Source organism: Kordiimonas lacus (genome assembly GCF_001550055.1).
Taxonomy (GTDB): Bacteria; Pseudomonadota; Alphaproteobacteria; order Sphingomonadales; family Kordiimonadaceae; genus Kordiimonas; species Kordiimonas lacus.
Window position 1 is genome coordinate 287,490 of sequence record NZ_LRUA01000003.1, and the last position, 21,386, is coordinate 308,875.

Annotated in this window: 17 protein-coding genes; 8 read left to right on the forward strand and 9 right to left on the reverse strand. The window is 58.1% G+C overall.

The genetic code is table 11. The features are described from left to right. Positions 1-50 precede the first annotated feature (50 nt). Positions 51-518: a CBS domain-containing protein gene (locus KORLAC_RS04755; protein WP_068303844.1), complete on the reverse strand. Its 468-nt coding sequence runs from the start codon at positions 516-518 to the stop codon at positions 51-53. Between the two features lie 187 nt (positions 519-705). Here KORLAC_RS04755 and KORLAC_RS04760 point away from each other — a divergent pair, with 187 nt between their 5' ends. The 8 genes from KORLAC_RS04760 to ubiV all read left to right on the forward strand — a co-directional run bounded on the left by KORLAC_RS04760 (position 706) and on the right by ubiV (position 10,866). Further along, complete coding sequence (locus KORLAC_RS04760; protein WP_139167569.1) at positions 706-1,359, forward strand: cysteine hydrolase family protein; 654 nt, start codon at positions 706-708, stop codon at positions 1,357-1,359. A 98-nt stretch (positions 1,360-1,457) separates the two neighbouring features. Beyond that, complete coding sequence (locus KORLAC_RS04765; RefSeq protein WP_068303848.1) at positions 1,458-2,168, forward strand: NirD/YgiW/YdeI family stress tolerance protein; 711 nt, start codon at positions 1,458-1,460, stop codon at positions 2,166-2,168. Between the two features lie 100 nt (positions 2,169-2,268). Next, complete coding sequence (locus KORLAC_RS04770; protein WP_068303850.1) at positions 2,269-2,448, forward strand: hypothetical protein; 180 nt, start codon at positions 2,269-2,271, stop codon at positions 2,446-2,448. Positions 2,449-2,757: 309 nt separating this feature from the next. Next, entirely contained in the window at positions 2,758-4,815 is a 2,058-nt protein-coding gene (locus KORLAC_RS04775; RefSeq protein ID WP_068303853.1) for a TonB-dependent receptor plug domain-containing protein, read from the forward strand. Positions 4,816-4,938: 123 nt separating this feature from the next. After that, a complete protein-coding gene (locus tag KORLAC_RS04780) occupies positions 4,939-8,193 on the forward strand; it encodes a VPS10 domain-containing protein (protein WP_068303855.1) in 3,255 nt (1,084 codons plus the stop codon). Between the two features lie 263 nt (positions 8,194-8,456). After that, on the forward strand, positions 8,457-8,990 hold the full coding sequence (ubiT, locus tag KORLAC_RS04785; protein ID WP_068303857.1) for a ubiquinone anaerobic biosynthesis accessory factor UbiT: 534 nt from the start codon (positions 8,457-8,459) through the stop codon (positions 8,988-8,990). Continuing rightward, positions 8,987-9,961, forward strand: a complete 975-nt coding sequence (ubiU, locus tag KORLAC_RS04790) for a ubiquinone anaerobic biosynthesis protein UbiU (protein ID WP_068303859.1) — start codon at positions 8,987-8,989, stop codon at positions 9,959-9,961. Before ubiT ends, ubiU begins: the two co-directional genes overlap by 4 nt. Next, a complete protein-coding gene (gene ubiV, locus KORLAC_RS04795) occupies positions 9,958-10,866 on the forward strand; it encodes a ubiquinone anaerobic biosynthesis protein UbiV (RefSeq protein ID WP_068303862.1) in 909 nt (302 codons plus the stop codon). The genes ubiU and ubiV overlap by 4 nt, the downstream gene beginning before the upstream one ends. 22 nt (positions 10,867-10,888) lie before the next feature. On the opposite strand, the gene KORLAC_RS04800 is transcribed toward ubiV, so the two are convergent. The 8 genes from KORLAC_RS04800 to KORLAC_RS04835 form a co-directional block, all read right to left on the reverse strand. Then, on the reverse strand, positions 10,889-12,064 hold the full coding sequence (locus tag KORLAC_RS04800) for an NnrS family protein (protein ID WP_068303864.1): 1,176 nt from the start codon (positions 12,062-12,064) through the stop codon (positions 10,889-10,891). Between the two features lie 110 nt (positions 12,065-12,174). Then, on the reverse strand, positions 12,175-13,395 hold the full coding sequence (locus KORLAC_RS04805) for an alginate export family protein (protein WP_068303867.1): 1,221 nt from the start codon (positions 13,393-13,395) through the stop codon (positions 12,175-12,177). Positions 13,396-13,521: 126 nt separating this feature from the next. Further along, positions 13,522-14,178, reverse strand: coding sequence for a carbonic anhydrase (locus KORLAC_RS04810; protein ID WP_068303869.1), 657 nt, complete (start codon positions 14,176-14,178; stop codon positions 13,522-13,524). Positions 14,179-14,230: 52 nt separating this feature from the next. Beyond that, the gene (locus tag KORLAC_RS04815) at positions 14,231-14,683 is read right to left on the reverse strand and encodes a hypothetical protein (protein ID WP_068303872.1); all 453 of its coding nucleotides are present in this window, start codon (positions 14,681-14,683) and stop codon (positions 14,231-14,233) included. Between the two features lie 3 nt (positions 14,684-14,686). Then, positions 14,687-15,370, reverse strand: coding sequence for a respiratory nitrate reductase subunit gamma (narI, locus tag KORLAC_RS04820; protein WP_068303874.1), 684 nt, complete (start codon positions 15,368-15,370; stop codon positions 14,687-14,689). Between the two features lie 12 nt (positions 15,371-15,382). After that, positions 15,383-16,066 (reverse strand): nitrate reductase molybdenum cofactor assembly chaperone, encoded by a 684-nt coding sequence (gene narJ / locus KORLAC_RS04825; RefSeq protein WP_068303876.1) that lies wholly within the window; start codon positions 16,064-16,066, stop codon positions 15,383-15,385. Further along, complete coding sequence (gene narH, locus KORLAC_RS04830) at positions 16,066-17,619, reverse strand: nitrate reductase subunit beta (protein ID WP_068303878.1); 1,554 nt, start codon at positions 17,617-17,619, stop codon at positions 16,066-16,068. The genes narJ and narH overlap by 1 nt, the downstream gene beginning before the upstream one ends. A gap of 11 nt (positions 17,620-17,630) precedes the next feature. Further along, positions 17,631-21,377 (reverse strand): nitrate reductase subunit alpha, encoded by a 3,747-nt coding sequence (locus KORLAC_RS04835; protein ID WP_068303881.1) that lies wholly within the window; start codon positions 21,375-21,377, stop codon positions 17,631-17,633. Positions 21,378-21,386 lie beyond the last annotated feature (9 nt).

Here is a 21,386-nt window from a genome sequence, read left to right on the forward strand (position 1 = left end):
ATTGGTGGTTTCAGGGGCCACCCCAAGGCTTCGGGCGTGATGGCCAGAATTCAGTCGCTCACATGGGGTTTTTCCGAATAGACCGTCAATCGGTCAGGCTTTTCACCCGCTAGAGGACGTACTTCAGGGCGCGACATGGGGCTGTTCACATTGCCCTTGCGGGACATGACGTCTTCCCGCGCAACCCATCCGATCAGTTGGGCGCGCCGGTCAACCACCGCCAGAATATTGGCATCGCTTCTGCGGAAAATATGTATCAGGTCATCAAGCTCGTCGTCCGGGCGACATTTGCGCATAACGGCGTCCATGACATTGCCGACAAACTCGGTACCGATCCCCGGTGATTGACTGTCCATCAGGGCTGCCGCGCGCCGTGTCAGGTGGCCAACCACCTCATCACCGTCCACCACAATCAAGCAGTCTTCCTTGCTGTTCTTGAGCCGCCTGAGGGCTTCTTTGAGGGTATGTCCTACATGGACAACTTCCGGCGCAGGGCGCATTACATCTTCAGCAATCATGACTTTGGTCTTCCGGCTAGGGTGTCTTCATATATGCACCAACGCCCCTGTTCCTGATGGGTTCCCACCGCAATTTCATTTACCGCCGTCCGCGCGGGGAAGGAACCCCCGCACGCACGCGACGTTATTGAAGAAACAGTTGGTGGCCTTCCGGGCACTCCCGGAACCAACGCGGAGGATCAACTCAATGACGAAGCCGGACATAACCGAAAAGGGCACTGATGAGCGACCGACCGTCCCGGCACTGCTGTGCATTGACCTCCAGTATCTTGGAACGACGGAAGGCTACGGCATATTTGAAAACCACAGAAAGACCGGCTGGAAGGAAGAAGACATCCAATATTATCTGGACCGGGTTCTGAAGTTGGTGCTGCCGAATGTGGTCAGGCTGCAGAGTGCATTTCGCAACAAGCAGCTTGAAGTCATTCACTGCCGCATCTGTTCCCTGACACAGGATGGCCGCGACCGCAGCCCGGAGCACGTCCGGTTGGGCCTGCATGCCCCACCCCATTCCAAACTCGCCCAATTCCTGCCTCAGGTCGCACCCATCGACGACGAGTTGGTTCTGAGCAAAACCGCAAGCGGCATCTTCACCTCAACCAACCTTCATTATCTGCTCGGCAACCTGGGCATCACCAACCTCTATGTGGCAGGCGTATACACCAATGAATGTGTCAGCAGTGCTGTCCGCAGTGCCAGCGACCTGGGCTACAGGCCCACCCTGGTATCGGACGCAACAGCCGCGATCTCGTCGGCAATGCAGGAGGCTTCCCTCCTGACCCTTGAAGACCGTTATGCCCGAATAAAAGAAACCGACGAAGTGTGTGAGGAGATATCCTGACTCCCGGAAAAATATCGGAACCCTCCCCCCTGTTTCACGTTCCTTCCTGCGACTGTTGAGAGTAGCGGATTCACCTTTTAACCAAGAGGAGAATACCTATGATTTTCTACAGAAGGTTTCTTGCAACAACCGCTATCGCTGCCTGCCTGGGCGCAACAGCGTCGGGTGCACTTGTCTTCGCTGATGACCACGGCGCAATGCCTGGCGCCGTTGATCCTTACGAAAAACCTGACCAGGCAAGCATCGTGCTGTCCGGTAATGTGGTTTCCCAGGTGGGTGACTCGTTTATGCTGGACTTCGGCGACGGCCTGATCACTGTAGAAATGGACGACTGGGACTGGCACAACGAAGCGGCCAGGATCAATCCAGGTGAAACGGTGACAGTCCGAGGCGAAATCGACAAGGACCTCTACGAGACCAAAACCATTGAAGCCAGCAGCGTCTATGTCGTTGACCGTGCCACATACTATTACGCCAGCGACACAGACGAGGAAGACAGTGCCTACTGGAACTATGGCTTCTATGACCCGAAAGACGCCCCCGAAGGCACTTGGTTTGGCCTGACAGGGACTGTGGAAAAGGTGAAAGGCACTGAATTCAAGCTGGATACGGGCCTCCACCAGATCATGGTTGAAACGGCACATCTGGCCTACAACCCGCTGGATGACACCGGCTTCCAGCAGGTCGATGTCGGTGACCGCGTTTATGTCAGCGGCCCGCTCGACAAGGCCTTCTTCGATGAAGCGGAAGTAGAGGCCACATCGGTTATCACCTTGTCCCAGGACAAGACCAAAACAACCGGTAAATAATAACCAGAACCAAGGGGCCATCTGGCCCCGCATGCCCGGTACAGCGGAGATATCCTCCCCTTCGCTGTGCCGGCTCTTTTTTCCTTTAAGGAGTACTAAAATGAACGATCGCTCACAGCAGCATGACAGCAACAAGAAGACCGATCCGCCAAAACTTGACGCAGACGAAGCCAGACAGGCAGAAATCGTCCTGGATAGTCGCCGCAAACGAAAATGGGCAATCCGGCTGATTCTTGCCCTATTCGCACTCTATGTCCTCTACTTCCTGGCGACAGCCTAACTGAAGTATGAATAGGAAAGGTTCTTTTCTATCCGTTTCTGGCGAGCCGCAGGCACTGGGCAAATCCAAGGCGACGCAGGCTTAAGGCACGTCATCCAGGAGAGCCCGGAAAGACCTCATGAATTCGCTGTCTTGTCTGGAAAACCCACCTGAAGGATCTCGGAGGACCATTCAGGTCATCGCCATATTTCCTCCTTTGGTCGCACTGTCATAGACATAAGTTATATTTTTGCTGACATGGCCAGTCTTTAAATGCTGAGTCTCATCGCCCAGCAGCAGGAAATTTATTTAAAGAGCGACAGGCCTTTTATGGCACCACAAAAGGACAAGACGGTCGATACAGTCAACCGTGGGCACTGCGCCATAGGCCTTGCCGTGCGCGTGAGCGGCATAGTGGGCGGCATGCTTGCCGGCGCCAACGCAGGCATTGCCGAGACAACGGACGGCGCGTGGGACCGTGTCGAGGAAATCAGTGTCACGGTAGCCAGGAGCGAGGAACGGGCGCTTCAGCCAGCCCACACGCTTGATGAGCAAGCGATCGAGCGCCGCCAGCCGACCGATTTTACCGAGGTGTTCCGTGCCGTTCTGGGCGTGGGTATCCGCACCAATTCGCGCGGGGAAGCCGTGCTTCGGCTGCGCGGTTCCGAAGAACGCCAGTCGCAGATATTCATCGACGGGGCACCGATCAGCGTGCCCTGGGACGGCCGTGCCGACCTGTCCCTGTTTCCGGCAAGCTTCATCAGGAAGGTGAACATCCTAAAAAGCGCCGCACCCATTGAGTATGGCGCCAACGCGGTTCTTGGTGTGGTTGATATCTCCACCTATGAGAAGGCGGACGCCTTCAAGCTGAATGCCAGATCTGAGATGGGCTCGCATGGCTCCCGTCTAGTTGAAGGGGAAGTTTTTGTGCCCCTTGATGGGGCAAGCCTGCAACTGGGTGGCAACCATTTCAAAAGGGATGCCGTCACAGTCGCGAGCCGTGACCCCATTCCCTTCGACCCGCTGGCAGGTGATGGCCGGACCAACACCGACCTCGAAAGCACAAGTTTTTTTGGGGCCGCCGCCCTTGAACGGGATTGGGGCTCCGTGCGCATCAGCGCCATGGATATCGACGCAAAAAAAGGTATTGCCGCCGCGGCCCACATCGACCCGGCGGAAGGTAATCCCCGCTTCTGGCGCTATCCCGATTGGCACATGACCCAGATCAGCCTTGCGGGCGACATATCCATCAGTGAGGCGACCGACCTGCGCATCAACAGCTGGCACCAACGGTTCAGCCAGCAAATCGTATCCTATGGTGATGTATCTTATAGCGTGGCTGAAGAGAGGCAGGACGACCGGGACCGCACCTATGGCGGACGACTGGTCCTGTCCCATGACTGGCGGCATCTGACCACGCGGCTTGTTACCTCCCTGCAGGAAAGCACGCACACGCAAACCGAGACAGACCTGCTGGCCAACAGCAGCGGTGATCCAGACCGCTTTCGCCAACGGCTTTTCAGTATCGGCGGTGAAGTAGATATTCCCATCAGCGATAGGGTGAAAAGCTCCTTTTCGGTTGCATATGACCGGGCCACCACACCGCTGACCGGTGGGCGCCCGATGCAGGACGCAATCTCCAAGTGGGCCGCAGCCGGGGCGACTGAATGGCAGGCCACGCCTGACCTCACGGTAACGGCAACGATTGGCCAACGCACGCGTTTCCCAACCATGCGCGAACTGTACGGCAACGCGCTGGGCCGCTTCCTCCTGAACCCAGGCCTGAAGCCGGAAACAGCCCTGGTGGGTGATATAACGTTCGCGTGGATGCCGACCGACCAGCCGTTTGAACTTACAGTCACGCCATGGTTTACCCGGATTGGTGACACGCTGTCACAGCGAAATGTGACCGTGGACGGCATAGCGCGCCGGCAACGGTTCAATCTTGATGGGTCCAGGGGGGTTGGCATTGAGGCCGGAATCGTCTGGCAGGCATCCAGCGCCGTCACGCTTGAGGCCAACGCCTTCTGGCAGGACCTGAAAGCTGACCGCGACGCAGAAGGCAACCGCCCTACGCTTTATCAACGGCCCCAGTCCCAGCTGCTGCTGGCAGCAAACTATGAGACGCCGGGCGGCAGCAGTCTGCGCGCAGAAATGAACCATCTGGGCCAGGCCTTTGATGAAAATGAGGATGGCACCCTGGCACGGCTTGGTACGTCGACAGAATTCAATGTTAAATTCTACATGCCTGTAAAACAGACAGACTACGGCGTCTGGCAAATCTATGGCGCCGTAAACAATATTACCGACACGACCATACTACCTCAGCTCGGCCTGCCGGATGCCGGGCGCACGTTCAAATTGGGTATCCGTTTGAAAAGTGACTGAGGCCAACAAATGTCCGGCACGTGACACATAAGGGGGTCACGATAGGGGAAACTGCAATTCAACCAGGATGGGAAACGACTTCCCGGCCTGACGTGGAAAACTGAGGAAAAAGGAGGGACACCTATGAAGCTCGGTGTGAATATAGCACTTGCCATTATGCTGGCCACAACGCCGGCACTGAGTGCGGACGATGAGAAATTGATGTCGGCGAAAACGTTTGATGGCCTCAAGGTCAGAAACATTGGTCCGGCTTATATGTCGGGGCGGGTTGCTGACATTGCAGTCGATCAGACCGATCCAGCTACCTGGTATGTCGGCATTGGCTCCGGCGGTGTTTGGAAAACAGAAAATGCGGGCACGACCTGGTCGCCGATTTTCGACGATGAGGCGGTCTATTCCATTGGTGACGTGACCATCGACCCAAGCAACCCGAATGTCATCTGGGTGGGCACGGGTGAAAACAACGGCGGTCGTCATATCGCCTTTGGTGACGGTGTCTACAAGTCCCTGGACGGTGGCAAGACCTGGAAAAACATGGGGCTGAAAAAGTCTGAGCACATCGGCGACATCATTGTTCATCCAACCGATTCCAATACCGTCTGGGTATCCGCCCAGGGCCCGCTTTGGTCGGGCGGCGGTGAACGCGGCCTCTTCAAGACCACCGACGGCGGCCAGACCTGGCGCAACGTTCTGGAAGGCGACGAATGGACGGGCGTTGGCTCCGTCGCGATCGACCCAAGGAACCCGAACAAGCTTTATGCCGCCAAATGGCAGCGCCAACGGACGATCGCTAATCTCATCGATTCCGGCCCGGGTTCCGGTCTCTATACGTCCGATGACGGCGGGGAAACCTGGCGTCAGATGACCGAAGGCCTGCCGAAGGGATCCATGGGTAAATCCAGCATTGCTGTTTCCCCCATCAATCCTGATGTCGTCTATGCCTCGATCGAACTTGATGAGCGCAAAGGTGGTTTCTGGCGCTCCTCCGACCGGGGCGCAAGCTGGGTGAAGATGTCCGATGTAGCGGCGGGGGGTACCGGCAATCACTATTACCAGGAGATCTTCACAGACCCGCATACGTTCGACATGGTCTATTTTTCAAATAATGCCAGCAAGGTTACCAAGGATGGCGGCAAAACATGGGAAACCATGAATCTGAAGAACCGCCATGTGGATGACCACGCGTTCGCGTTCCACCCTGATGATCCGGACTTCATTCTGGTTGGCTCTGACGGCGGTCTTTATGAAAGCCGCGACGACATGAAAACCTGGCGCTTCAACCAGAGCATTCCGGTCACGCAATTCTACAAGATCGCGGCTGACGACGATTTCCCATTCTACAACGTTTATGGCGGCACGCAGGACAACTCCACGCAGGGTGGCCCAAGCCGCACCAAGCGCGCGGACGGCATCAAGAATTCCGATTGGTATATCATTCTGGGTGCGGACGGCCACCAGCCGGCAACAGAGCCTGGCAACCCGGACATTGTCTATGCCCAGTGGCAGAAGGGCAGCCTGAACCGATATGACCGCAAGCTGCGCGAGACAGTCTTTATCCAGCCTCAGCCGAAGCCCGGCGAACCCGCTGAACGCTTCAACTGGGACGCGCCGATCAATGTTTCCCACCACGACCCAAAGCGGCTTTATCACGCCTCACAGCGCCTGTGGCGGTCTGACGACCGGGGCGACACCTGGACAGCCATTTCCCCAGACCTGACCCGCAACGGCAACCGCTTGCGTATGCCTATGATGGGCCGCACCTGGGGGCCTGAAGCAGGCTGGGACCTTTATGCCATGTCCGATTTCCACACAATCGCGAACGTGGCGGAAAGCCCGATCGACGAGAATATCCTGTATGTCGGCACCGACGATGGCCTTATTCAGGTGACGTCTGACGGCGGCGAGACCTGGACCCGCTATGAGATCGGCAAGATCAAGGGCGTGCCAGACAATGCCTATGTCAATGACATCCGGGCTGATCGCTTCGATGCCGACACGGTGTATGCTGCCCTCGATAACCACAAGGAAGGCGACTATAAGCCGTATCTGATCAAGAGCACCAACCGTGGCAAATCCTGGAAGATGATCACTGGTGGGCTGCCAGAGAAAACTCTTGTGTGGCGTATCACCCAGGATCACGTGAACAAGGACCTGATGTTCCTTGGTACCGAGTTCGGCCTGTATTTCACCGTCACGGGCGGCGAAAACTGGGTTGAGCTGACAGGCGGCGTTCCTACCATTTCCTTCCGCGATGTCCGCATCCAGCGACTGGAAAATGACCTGGTGGCTGGCAGCTTCGGTCGCGGCATCTTCATCCTGGATGACTATTCACCGCTCCGCAGCCTGAACGCCGACACGCTGGAAGAGGAAGCCCTTCTTTTCGCCAAAGCCCAGAACCTGATGTACCTCGAAGACGAACTGCACAGCGACAGCCAGGGTGACGACCAGTGGGTGGCCGAAAACCCGCCTTATGGTGCAACCTTCACCTACTATCTGAAGGACAGCTTCAAGACCGCCAAAGACAAACGCGTCGAGGCAGACAAGAAGCTGGCGAAGGATGGCAAGGATGTTGTCTACCCGGCTTGGGACGTGCTGGAGGCGGAACTGCGCGAGGACGAGCCTGCAGTCTTCGTGACCGTCAAGGATGCTGCTGGCGCCGTGGTTCGCCACGTGCCCGCCGCTAACAAGAAAGGCATCCAACGCGTAACCTGGGACTTCCACCACGCGCTCAAGGAAGCCATCACCAACGAGCCGCGCCCATCCTGGATGGGGCCTGCCCGTGGGGTACGGGCGCTACCGGGCACTTATACGGCCACGCTCAATGTCCGCCAGGGCGGTGTGATCCGCGAGCTGACGTCGCCGGTCTCCTTCGAAGTGGTCGACTATATCGAGCCAACCCTTGAAAAGTCCACGCCAGCCGAGGTGCAAGCCTTCCAGGAGAAAATAGTGCGGATTGACGCGGCGATTGACGCTGCAAGCCTGACAATTGCCGACCTGCAGAAGCAACTTGAAGGCTACCGCACAGCGCTTGACCGCACAGCCGACAGGGCCGCGCTTGAGGCGCAGTTTGCCGCGATCCGTGCTGAGCTCTTCAGCCTTGATGAAGCCATCAATGGCAAGAAGGCCGATGACCAGAAGGGTGCGGAACCGGCGACAATCAGCAGCCGGGTGTCTTTCGCCAAAGGAAGCGCAGGCAGCTATTATGGCCCAACGCCTCAAAGCCATGAACAGCTCGGCTACGCCCTGGATGCTTTCGCGGGTGTCCGCCAGCGCCTTATCGCGCTGACCGAGACCACAATCCCGGCATTTGAGAAGGCCATGCTGGACGCTGGTGCACCGTGGGTTCGCGGTGCGGATATGCTTCCACCGCTCGACTAAAGCGCAGGCCGCAAAGCGGAGCAACCGCTCAAGGAAACAGGAACCACCGGGTGCGCCCGGTGGTTCTCCCCTGAAGAGGCCTGGTACTGTGCCTCTCCTGCCCCCATCAAATACTGGCCAAGATTTTGGGAACGGACAAATGCCCGAGCCCTTCCGCATTTCGTGCCTGCCCAAATCGGTTCAATTCAGGTCAGTTTGATTTGCATCAAGTCCCTCGTGGCTCAGCCCTCTAATGTGCATGCAACACAACAGTGGAATCAGACATGCATATAGATCTCTACCGGAAGGCAGCACCGATTGCTGCAAGATCGATCCGTCTCCTGCCTCTCGCCCCAGCCAACCTGGCCTTGTCTGTGCTGGCCAAGCGCATGTCACGCAGGCATGGGGCTATTCTCGACCGCCTGCGGCCGATAGCAGGCAAGAAATTCTTGATCAAGATCACCGACCTTGGGGTGACCCTTCTGCTATCGGTGCACCACCATGCAGTGGCGGTGAAAATCGTTCGACAGGCCACCCCCAGCGATGTTGGCATTGAAGGGGCTCTGCCCCTGCTTGTTGCGCTGATTGAGGGGGAAATGGACGGTGATGCCCTTTTCTTCACCCGTGACCTGACGATCAGCGGCGACACAGAAGCCCTGCTGACCCTGAGGAACGCGCTGGACAGCGCGGATTTCAGCCTGCAGCGCGAAATTCTGGCGGCGGCAGGCCCCCTTGGCACTGCCCTATCGCACGCAAAAAGGGCACTCGAAGGGCCCCACCATAGAGACCAAAACTGGCAATCCGGACACCCCTCATGACAAAACTTGAACTGATATGCCCCGCCGGCACACCCGCCGCGCTTCGGGTAGCCGTGGATGCGGGGGCCGACGCGGTCTATATGGGCTTCCGGGATGAAACCAACGCCCGCAATTTCCCGGGGCTGAATTTCTCGCGCGATGAACTTGGAGAGGCCCTTGCCTATGCCCATGCGCGTGGGTCGCAGATATTCCTGGCGGTGAACACCTATGCCCGCGCGGGCGACCCGGCGCCGTGGCATGCCGCGATCCGGTCCGCGTCCGAGCTTGGGGTGGACGCGCTGATCCTGGCTGACATCGGCCTCCTGGACTATGCCTGCGCCAATTTCCCAGACCTCAGGCTGCATCTGTCCGTGCAGGCGTCGGCATCCAACCCCACTGCGATCAATTATTACCAGGACCGGTTCGACATCAAACGCGTGGTGCTGCCGCGTGTCCTGACCGTGCCTGAGATCGGACGACTGAACGCGGACATCAATGTGGAGACGGAAGTGTTTGCCTTTGGCGGCATGTGCCCGATGGCCGAGGGCCGCTGCACGCTTTCGTCCTATATCACCGGCAAGTCACCGAACCAGAACGGTGTCTGCTCGCCAGCCAGCCATGTGGCCTATGAGCGAACAGAAGAAGGGCTGACGAGCAAGCTGGGCGGCTTCACCATCAACCGCTTCGCGGATGATGAAAACGCCGGTTACCCCACCTTGTGCAAGGGCCGCTTCAAGACCGGCGATGACGCGCGCTACCTGTTCGAGGAACCGACGAGCCTTGATATCACCCCGATCCTGCCGGACCTGGAGGCCGCGGGCGTGACCGCATTGAAGATCGAAGGCAGACAGCGCAGCAAGGCATACGTTCGCGATGTGGTTACTGCCTTCCGGGCCGCGATTGACGGCACGCCCGGCACAGCGGCTGGTGTCAGCCATCTGACGGAAGGTAACCGCAACACCACAGGCGCATATGGGAAGAAATGGCTATGACACAGACAACAACCGCCCCAACCTTGTCAATGGGCCCCCTGCTGTTCAACTGGACAGCCGACGACATGCGCGACTTCTATTTCCGCGTCGCCGACGAAGCAGACCTGGATATCGTCTATTTCGGAGAAGCCGTGTGTGCCAAGCGCCGCCCGTTTCACCTGCCGCACTATGGCGATATCATCGACCGGCTGGAGCGCGGCGGCAAGCGGGTGATCCTTTCAAGTCTGCAACTGGTGATGGACACGAAAGATCAGGCCGCCCTGGATGACATCATGGCCTTCGCTGGCACCAACATGATCGAGGCCAACGACCTGTCTGCCTGCGCAGCGCTGGCGGGCACGCCGCACGCGCTGGGGCCTTCGGTCAATGTCTATAACGAGGGCACGCTCAAATATTTTGAAAAGGAAGGCGCCAAGCGGATTTCGTTGAACCCGGAACTGCCGAAAGCCAGCCTAGAGGCCCTGGCCAAAGCGGCCGAAGCTGAGCTGGAGGTGCAGGTGTTTGGCCGCGCGCCACTGGCGATTTCGGCCCGCTGTTTCCACGCCCGGCATCATGGCCTGGCCAAAAGCGGCTGCCAATATGTCTGCGACAAAGACCCCGACGGCCTGGCGGTTGAAACGCTGGACGACCAACCGTTCCTGGCCATAAACGGCCTGCAGACCCTGTCGCACGCCTACCTGTGCCTGACGCACGAGCTTGAGACCCTGAAGGCAATGGGCATCAAAAATTTCCGGCTGACACCCCATACCACCGATATGGTGCAGGTAGCTGCCCTGTTCCGTGACTGCGCAGGGGGCAAAACAAGCGGGCAAGAGGCCGCCCAAAAGCTTCAACATCTACTGCCGGACGTGCCGCTTTCGAACGGTTTCTTCCACGGCGAAGCGGGCCTCAGTTTCGTGGCTTAGCCCGCCCCGCCCGCAAGGGAAATCAGGCCGCCTGCTTCCGCGGCCTGACCAACATCATGCCATACCGCAGCACGAACATCAGGAAACCCGCGGCCCACAAAAGGCCGGAGACCGACAGCAGCATGCTATAGGCATCGGGCGCCAGGGGTGCAGACACCCGCAGGGCCGCTGAAAGAAAGATGGCCAGATACATGGCTGCGCCGAAGCCCCCCGCCGCAAGTTCGCGGCCTGTGTGCCCCAGCGTGGCGCGGGACATGACAGCAAGCGGCATCAGCCCCATCAGGCCCGCTGTCAGGGCGTGAATACCAGCGCTGGGGGTGATGCCGGCATACGGCAGAAGCACGTCCAGCCCGAGAAGCGCCAGCCCGATTGGTATCCACAGGTAGGCTGCATGGAGCACCAGCACAATGGCGCTAGTGATCGTGGCCCAGCCCTTCCAGCGCGCAAGCCGCACCAGATGGCCAGCGCCCACCAGCACAAGAAGGCCACCCGCCACCATGCTTTGCGGCCCTACAACCCACAAGGCAAGCGCCGCGGCGGTGGCCAGCAGGAGAATCTTGTCAAACTGGCCAAATGGAATGGGACGCGTGGCCTTGCCCGACTTGATCAGCCAGTTTGTCGTGAAGCTGGGCACAATGCGGCCACCAATCAGCGCATTCAGAAGCACAATCAGCGCAAGGGCGGCCCGCACGGCATAGTCGCCGGAAAACAGCCCAAGCGTTTCAATATGGAAGGCAATATTGCTGGCCGCCAGCAGGCTGATGATCAGGCAAACCGGAGCGTTGCGCCAGTTCTTGCCCGCGATCACCTCGCGGCTGACAATCGCGGCCACCGCGAGCAGGAAAACGCTGTCCACCGTGGCGGCTGTTACCGGCTGTACCGGCACCAGCATGGCCAGCCGCCCCAGCATCCACGCCAGTGTGAGCATCAGAAGCGGCATGCCGGAAATGGGCAGCCGCCCTGTCCAGTTGGGGATGGCCGTCAGCAGAAAGCCAGTGATCACCGCCGCCAGATAGCCGAACAGCATTTCATGGATATGCCAGCGCATTGGGTCCATCCCGCCCGGCAGGTCACCCCCGTGGGTGAAAAGGTAAAGCCAGGCGGGCACCAGGAAGGCTGCGGCCAATCCGCCCAACAGAAAGAAGGGACGAAAACCGAAACTGAGAAAGGCGGGGCCTTGATACCGTTTTGCGGACATGGATAAACTCCTGCAACTGATTTGCAATATCATAGCGTAAAGTTATAAAAAATGCCGGGCGCTTATTGTCGCACCCGGCACTTTGATTTTCCGAGCCGGCAGTTGCAGGCTTAGAATTTCGCCTGCAGCGTGAACCAGATCTTGTCGGTGTCAGCCGAGAAGGAATCTGCGTTATAGAAAGCCGCTTTCACGCTGGCCGTCAGATATTTGTTGATCTTCTTGGATACAAGGAAGTCAATTTCACTGCCGTAGGAAATCCCGCCGGTATCGCTTGAAAAGTCGTGATACACCGCCTTGAAAAGCGTGCCTCCGAAGGCGCCATCACCCGGCACCTTATAGGCCACAGACACAAACACGTCCTCAAGGCCGTTCGCAGGTGTGCCCAGGAACTTATCGGCCCAGCCATTAAAGGCATGGAGCGTTGCAAGCGGGGTCTGGAACGCCACGCCATTGTCGCTGCCCAGCAGCTCGTAGCCCACCTGGCCTGTCACGCTGCCCGCAGTCGCAGACAGGCTGCCGCGCCAATAATCAGCCGAAAAATCATTCGGATTGTCTTTATAGTCAGACTGCGACGCATACTCGAGCTCATACCCGACCTTAAGGCCGTCAGACACTGTCTGCTTGCCGTCAAGGCGCACACCGAATGTGCTTGAGGACAGCCCCAAAACCGGCGCGTCATTCAGGTCGATCAGGTAAGCGTATGCCGTGATGTTGGCGAATTCGAAGCCTTTGTAGCCCAGGTTGAACACATGGGTGTTGGTGTCCAAGTCACCAAGTGGGTGGTCCTCACCAAAAATGCGGTTCACATTCCAGACATAGCCATAAACGGCCGTCAGGTCCTTCGCTGGCGTCGCGATTGCGGCCACCGCATCGTATGTCTGGTCATTCTGGCGGAAGCCCACAGTGCCGACAAAACGCTGGTTGCCGAGGTTGATGCCCTGGCGACCACCCTTGAGGGTCACATATTCGTTTTTATACTGAATATAGGCTTGGTTCAGCTCTGTGGTGTCCGGGTCAGCCACCACCGGGCGGGTGATATTGCCGTTCACCGTATCGTTGAAAGTGTCCTGCCCAACGTGCGTGGTATTGGTGCCTTCAATATAAGCACTGAAACCATGCAGATCACCTGTGCGGTACCAGATTTTGGTCAGCAGCGTCGATGCTGTGGCCTTCTTGGAAAAACCGTCCTGATCCACAAGTTCAAGCCTGTAGCGGAGATCGAGCCCCGCGTCGCCATCCTGCAGGAAGTTACCGGTGTCTTCGGCGGCTGCGGCGCCGGATGCAGCAATTGCAAATGAGCTAACAGCAATCAATAGGGGGCTCTTTTTCATGGTTCGACTCCTTAAAAACCCTTCAATGAGTGTGTTTTAGCTGCATCAGTGATGTCATTACCTGATCCAGATCAAGTAGATGAAAAAATTGGAGAATTTGACAAAATGTCGCACCCTGGTGTTGCGCTAGCGACACAGTCGGCGAAAGCGGCCTTCTTCCGGTCGGTACGAGAGGAGCTCGCCACTGTCCACATGGAAATACCAGGCGTGAAGCGTGAGGGTTTTGTCCTGAACCGCCTGGCGCACCCAGGGGTATCCGGCGAGGTTCTGGATGGAGACAAGCGCCCCCTCCATTTCCGCAAGCCGCAGGCATTCTTCATGGTCGCCTTCCGGATCACAATTTTCCAGAACCGCCTCTCGTGCGGGCGCCAGAATGCCTACCCAGTCTGCGATATAGTCATCTTCGCCTGTGTCGAACCGGTCTTCCGGTTTTTCGGCCATCAGGGCGGCGATGCCGCCACAGCCCGAATGCCCCATCACGATGATATGTTCGACCTTGATGTGGTTGACCGCATACTGAATAGCAGCACCCAGGGACTTGTGGTGGCTTTCGCCTTTTTCATATGGCGGTACGATATTGGCCACATTATTGACCACGAAAATCTCGCCAAGGCCGGCGTGGGTCAGAATGGCGGGGTTCACCCGACTGTCGCTGCAGCCGATGATCAGAACCTTGGGCGCCTGCCCTTTCGAGGCCCACGTGCGGTAGGCCTCGTATTTCTTTTCCAAATATTCGGCGCGGAAGATTTTATAGCCTTCGAGCAGTTCTTCGTAGGAGTCCATCAATGCACCTGTGTATTCCCGCTATGCGGTGTGAAGCCTGAATGCTGAAAGCCTAGAGCGCAGCCGCGAGATCAAACCCCGCAATCTTTGCCCTTCCAGCGAGGTCCAATATGTAAGACTGAATTCCATGGCGAATGCTCCTGGTGTGAAGATAGTCGCGGATACGGGCCTCAACCTCGCCGAAGGGCAGAGGCATCTTGGCGCCCTCGCCCGCGCTGAACCGCTCAATATTCTGGTCGTAATAATGGCGGCACACATCTGGCGTGGCTTCTGGCGCCGTTACTTCGGCCTGGATCAGCTTCATGATCCCGGCATCGAAGGCCTCTTCGGTCGCATCTTCCTCCAGGAAGCCTTTTTCAATGGCTTCCTGGCGCAACAGTTCACGAACAAGGAGGGCCTTGGCCGCCTCGTCACGGGCGGCCTCCCTGTTTGGCGCAGGATGAAACTGCATTTCCTTGAACACATCGTCGTCCGAGATTTCGGTCTTGTTCACAAAGATAGGCATGGTTCAGGCCCTCTTGCGTACGATCTGATAGCCAGACCGGAAGATATATTTGATCGGCGCGGACAGCACATGCACGAGCCGGGTGAAAGGGAACAGCACGAAGATCGTGAGCCCAAGAACGATGTGCAGCTTGAACACCAGTGGTTCATGCAGCACGAAGTCTGCAGCTCCGCCGCGGAAGGTCACGATATGCTGGGCCCAGTTGGCCAGCGCAATCATGGAGCTGCCGTCCGGATGCTGGGCAGAAGCCGGGATGGTGGCAAGCCCGAGGATCAGCTGCACATACAGCACCAGAAGGATCATGATATCCGCCGGTTTGCTGGTGGCCCGGATACGTGGGTCTGTCAGACGCCGCACCAGAAGGATGGTCATGCCGATAAAGCAGATGGTGCCGAAGATGCCACCGGCGATCATTGCCATTTTCTGCTTGGCCGCAGCCGTCATCACCAGGTGATACACGCTTTCAGGCGTCAACAGCCCTACAAGGTGGCCGAAGAACAGCAGAATGATGCCCACATGAAACATGTTGCTGCCCGCCCGCATGCCCTTCGAGCGCAGAAGCTGGCTTGAACCCGCTTTCCAGCTGTATGGGTCCTGGTCGTAGCGAAGGATCGAGCCCATCACCATGATGACGATGGCAAGGTAGGGGTAGATCCCGAAGAAGAAGTCATTGAGATAAGCTGACATTCTTGCCTCCTATCACTGAACGGTGGGCGCGGCGCCTGCCGTGCCCTGATGGCGGGTTGCGGATGGACACACAGCGCAGGATGCGTCGCCGTCGAAGGCGGGAGTTTCCTCCCACTCCTTGTCAAGCGCCTCCAGGCTCGTGTCTTCCTGTTCGGCGTCCAGGAGCGCCTGCTCGACGAACTTTTCGTCAGCCTTGGCGTCCGAGAGTGCCTCCAGCGCGCGGTACACATGCTGGTAGCCCAGTTTCTTGGCCTTCAGCTTGGCACCCACGGCCCCCAGGATATGGACGGTTTCACCCAGAAGCTCCTTGGCCTGCTCAAACGGCAGGATCGCCAGGAACTCAAGGAACAGCGGCAGGTAATCCGGCAGCTCGCGGGCCGCGAGCTCGAACCCATGGCTTTTATAAAGGTCCAGCAGGTCCACCATGGCCTGGCCGCGGTCACGGCTTTCGCCGTGCACATGCTCAAACAGGTAAAGCGAATGTGCGCGCGACCGGTCAAAGTTGGCCACATAGTCTTCCTGCACACGCATCAGGTTCCGACGCGCCAGATCGTCCATGAAGCCAAGAAGCGGCTTCATGATTTTCTGCGGGATGAGCTTCTCTTCCGTGATAACGGCCTTCAGCTCATCCATATGTTGCTGCAGGTCTTCTGTTGGATAGGCAAGCAGCATGCCCATGATCTTGAAGGTACGCATCAGCCTCTCCTTACGTTGCCGGACATGGTGTTTTTGTGGGTTTTGCCGCCAAACATGCCGCCAGAGCGGGCACTGCCGCCACTGCAGCCGTTGCCGAAGCTGAAGCCACAAGCCGACCGGCTTTCAAACGCGATTTCATTATCGAACGGCGTTTTGCCGGCATATTCACGGTGGTTGGTCGGGATAACGAAGCGGTCGTCATAGTCCGCCAGCGCCATGATCTTGTACATGTCGGCCACGGTGCGTTCGTCCAGACCCACGCGGTCCAGCACGTCCACATTGCCTTCGCCGCCCACGGTTTTGGAGCGCATGTAGCTGCGCATGGCCATCATGCGCTCAAGCGCATGGACAACCGGCTCTTCCTTGCCGCCTGTCAGCATATTGGCCAGGTATTTCACCGGAATCCGCAGGCTTTTCACGTCAGGCATGATGTCGTCGCCGGCAATCTTGCCTTCCGCATACGCGCTTTGGATCGGTGACAGTGGTGGGATGTACCAGACCATTGGCAGCGTGCGGTATTCAGGGTGCAGCGGGAAGGCCACTTTCCAGTCCATCGCCATTTTATAGACAGGCGAGTTCTTGGCAGCCTCGAGCCAGCTGTCCGGGATACCGTCCTTGCGCGCCTGTTCGATCACAGCCGGGTCGTGCGGGTCCAGGAAGATGTCGGTCTGGGCCTCATAGAGGTCCTCCTCATCCGGCGTGGAGGCCGCTTCTTCAATCCGGTCCGCGTCATAGAGCAACACACCCAGATAGCGGATGCGGCCCACGCAGGTTTCTGAACACACTGTCGGCTCGCCGTTCTCGATGCGCGGGAAGCAGAAGGTGCATTTTTCCGATTTGCCGGACTGCCAGTTGAAGTAGATCTTCTTGTAAGGGCAGCCAGACACGCACATGCGCCAGCCACGGCATTTGTCCTGGTCGATCAGAACGATGCCGTCTTCCTCACGCTTGTAGATCGCGCCTGATGGGCAGGATGCAGCGCACGTAGGGTTCAGGCAGTGTTCGCACAGCCGCGGCAGATACATCATGAAGGTATTTTCGAACTGGCCGTAAATGTCCTTCTCGACGTCCTTGAAGTTATAGTCCTTCGACCGCTTCTCGAACTCGCCACCCAGGATTTCTTCCCAGTTGGGGCCCCATTCTGGCTTTTCCATCGTCTGGCCGGTGATCACGGAATGCGCCCGCGCAGTTGGCACGGTTTTGGATTCCGGCGCATTCTGCAGATGGGCATAGTCGAAGGTGAACGGCTCGTAATAGTCGTCGATCTCCGGCAGGTCGGGGTTGGCGAAAATGTTCGCCAGCACCCGGAACTTGCCACCGATCTTCGGCTGGATCTTGCCGTTGGTCTTCCTTTCCCAGCCGCCGTTCCAGCGGTCCTGGTTTTCCCATTCACGGGGGTAGCCCACGCCCGGCTTGGTCTCAACATTGTTGAACCAGGCATATTCCACACCTTCCCGGCTGGTCCACACGTTCTTACAGGTGACCGAGCAGGTGTGGCAGCCAATGCATTTGTCCAGATTGAGGACCATGCCGATTTGTGCACGTATTTTCATGAGCTTATCTCCTACTCGGCGGCCTGGGAGGAAGCTTCTTCCATGCCCCAGTCAATGTTGTCGACACGGCGCACCACCACGAATTCGTCGCGGTTGGAGCCGACTGTGCCGTAATAGTTGAACCCGTAAGCCAGTTGCGCGTAGCCGCCGATCATGTGGGTTGGCTTGACCACCGCCCGGGTTACCGAGTTGTGGATGCCGCCCCGACCGCCCGTGGTGTTGGAGACAGGTGTGTTAATCATCTTCTCCTGGGCGTGGTACATCATGGTCATGCCTTCCGGCACACGCTGGGATACGACCGCCCGCGCCATGATGGCGCCGTTGGTGTTATAGAGCTCGATCCAGTCGTTATCCTCGACATCGATCTTCTTCGCGTCGATTTCCGACAACCAGACCACTGGCCCGCCCCGGTTCAGCGTCAACATCAGCAGGTTGTCGCTGTAGGTGGAGTGGATGCCCCATTTCTGGTGCGGGGTGATCCAGTTCAGCGCCACCTGCTTGTGGCCGCGGGCGAACTTGTCCTTCACCGGCTCAACCGTTTTGGTGTTGACCGGAGGTTTGTAGACACAGAAGCCCTCGCCAAAATCACGCATCCATTCGTGATCCTGGTAGAACTGCTGGCGACCGGTGAGCGTGCGCCACGGGATCAGCTCATGCACGTTGGTGTAGCCGGCGTTATAGCTGACATGCTCGTCCTCAAGGCCCGACCATGTCGGCGACGAGATGATCTTGCGCGGCTGCTGCTTGATGTCGTGGAAGCGGATTTTTTCCTCTTCCTTCGGCTTGGCCAGGTGCGTGTGTTCGCGCCCTGTAATCTCGCCGAGCGCAGCCCAGGACTTCACAGCCACATGGCCGTTGGTCTCTGGCGCGAGGGAGAGCACCACTTCAGTTGCGTCCACGTCGGACACAATCTTCGGCATGCCTTCATTGGCACCGGGTTCGTCATGGACACCGTTCAGGCGGCCAAGAAGCTCGACCTCCTCTTCGGTTTTCCAATTGATACCCTTACCGCCATTGCCAACATTCGCCATCAGCGGACCAAGGGCCGTGAAACGCTTGTAGGTGTTCGGGTAATCCCGCTCCACCTCAATCAGCGCAGGCATGGTCTTGCCCGGAATTGGGTCGCATTCGCCCTTCTTCCAGTCTGTCACGCCCAGCGGCTGCGCCAGCTCGCCCGGGGTGTCGTGCAGGATCGGCAGGGTAACGATGTCCTTCTCAACACCCAGGTGGCCAACGCAGATCTCCGAGAATTTCTCGGCCAGACCGCGGTAGATGTCCCAGTCAGACCGGCTTTCCCAGGCCGGATCAACGGCACGGGTCAGCGGGTGGATGAAGGGGTGCATGTCTGATGTATTGAGGTCGTTCTTCTCATACCAGGTGGCAGAAGGCAGCACGACATCGGAATAGACACATGTGGTGGACATGCGGAAATCAAGCGTGACCACCAGGTCAAGTTTGCCCTCTGGCGCTTCTTCGTGCCAGACGACCTCGCTTGGTTTCTTGCCGCCCAGCTCGCCCAGGTCCTTGCCCAAGAGGCCATGCTGGGTACCCAGAAGGTGCTTCAGCATATATTCGTGGCCCTTGCCCGAAGACCCAAGGATGTTCGAGCGCCAGATGAACATGTTGCGCGGGAAGTTTTTCGGATTGTCCGGGTCTTCGCACGCGAATTCGAGCTTGCCGGACTTCAGCTGGTCGACAACATAGTCGGCAGACTTCATGCCAGCTTCTTCAGCAGCCTTGGCAACCTTCAGCGGGTTTGCACCCAGCTGCGGCGCCGACGGCAACCAGCCCATGCGCTCAGACCGGACGTTACAGTCAATGAGACTGTGGTCTTCCCACTTCTTCTTGTCGGCGAGCGGGGAGAGGATCTCATCAACGCCGAGCTTCTCATATCGCCACTGGTTGGAGTGGTTATAGAAGAAGCTGGTGGAGTTCATGTGCCGGGGTGGGCGTGCCCAGTCCAGACCGAACGCCAGCGGCTGCCAGCCGGTTTGCGGGCGCAGCTTTTCCTGCCCTACATAGTGGGCCCAGCCACCGCCGGATTTGCCCACACAGCCACACATGATCAGGAGGTTCATGATACCCCGGTAGATCATATCCATATGATACCAGTGGTTCACGGCGGCCCCCAGGATCACCATCGAACGACCGCGCGTCTGGTCGGCGTTGGTCGCAAACTCGCGCGCCACCTGGATCACACGCTCGCGGTCCACGCCAGTGATTTTTTCCTGCCAGGCCGGGGTGTAAGGAATGTCATCGTCATAAGACGCGGCAACATTGTCACCGCCCAGGCCACGATCGACACCATAGTTGGCAACCATCAGGTCGTAGACAGTCGCAACCTTGATGGGGCCGTCCTTGGTTTCAACGGTCTTCAGCGGCACATTGCGCTCAAGTATGCTTTCGTGGTCGGTATGCTGGAAGATCGGTTGGTCGTTCTCCAGGTTGCCGAAATATGGGAAAGCAACGGCGGAGACTTCATCTTCGCGGCCCACAAGGGTCACCTTCGGCCAGACATCGCTGCCGTCGGCAACATTCTTCAGCTCCAGGTTCCATTTCTTGGATTTGTCCCAGCGCGAACCGATGGTGCCGTTTGGCACAACCACATTGCCGGTGTTGCCGTCCAGGATGGCGGCTTTCCAGTCAGCATTCTCGTTTTCGCCCAGCGCGCCCTCGAAATCGGATGCACGGAGGAGACGGCTTGGTACAAGACGGCCATCCTTCTCCTCCATGCGCACGAGGAACGGCATATCGGTATACATGCGGCAATAGTCGTCGAAATATTCCGACTTACCGGCCACATGGAATTCCTTGAGGATCACATGCCCCATGGCCATCGCCATGGCGCTGTCTGTCCCTTGGCGTGGGTTCAGCCAGATATCCGTGAGCTTCGCAACTTCGGAATAGTCCGGCGTCACGGAAACGGTTTTGGTGCCCTTGTAGCGAACTTCGGTGAAGAAGTGGGCATCCGGCGTACGGGTTTGTGGCACGTTCGATCCCCAGGCAATGATATAGCCTGAGTTGTACCAGTCCGCGCTTTCAGGCACGTCTGTCTGTTCGCCCCAGGTTTGTGGCGAAGAAGGCGGCAGGTCGCAGTACCAGTCATAGAAGGACATGCAAACACCGCCGATAAGCGACAGATAGCGGCTGCCAGCTGCGTAAGACACCATGGACATAGCCGGGATCGGCGAGAAGCCGATAATACGGTCCGGGCCGTGTTCTTTGGCAGTGAACACATTCGCCGCCGCAATCAGCTCATTGGCTTCTTCCCAGGTTGCCCGCACGAAACCGCCAAGGCCGCGAACGCGCTTGTATTCCTGGGTCTTCTTAGGATCGGAGACAATCGATTGCCAGGCATCCACAGGATCACCATGCTTGGCTTTCGCCTTGCGCCACAGCTCCAGGAGCCGGCCGCGCACCATAGGGTGCTTCAGCCGTGCCGCGCTGTAGAGATACCAGCTGTAGCTGGCACCACGGGCGCAGCCCCGAGGTTCGTGGTTCGGAAGATCAGGCCGGGTTTTTGGGTAATCCGTTTGTTGGGTTTCCCAGGTCACCAGACCGTTCTTCACATAGATTTTCCAGCTGCAGGAGCCGGTACAGTTCACCCCGTGGGTGGACCGCACGACCTTGTCGTGCGCCCAGCGGCCGCGGTAGGCCTTTTCCCAGTCCCGGCTTTCGTCAGTAGTGATACCGTGCCCGTCCGAGAATTTTTCGGGCGTTTTGGTGAAGTATGAGAGCCTGTCGATAAAGTTGCTCATGGATTGTCT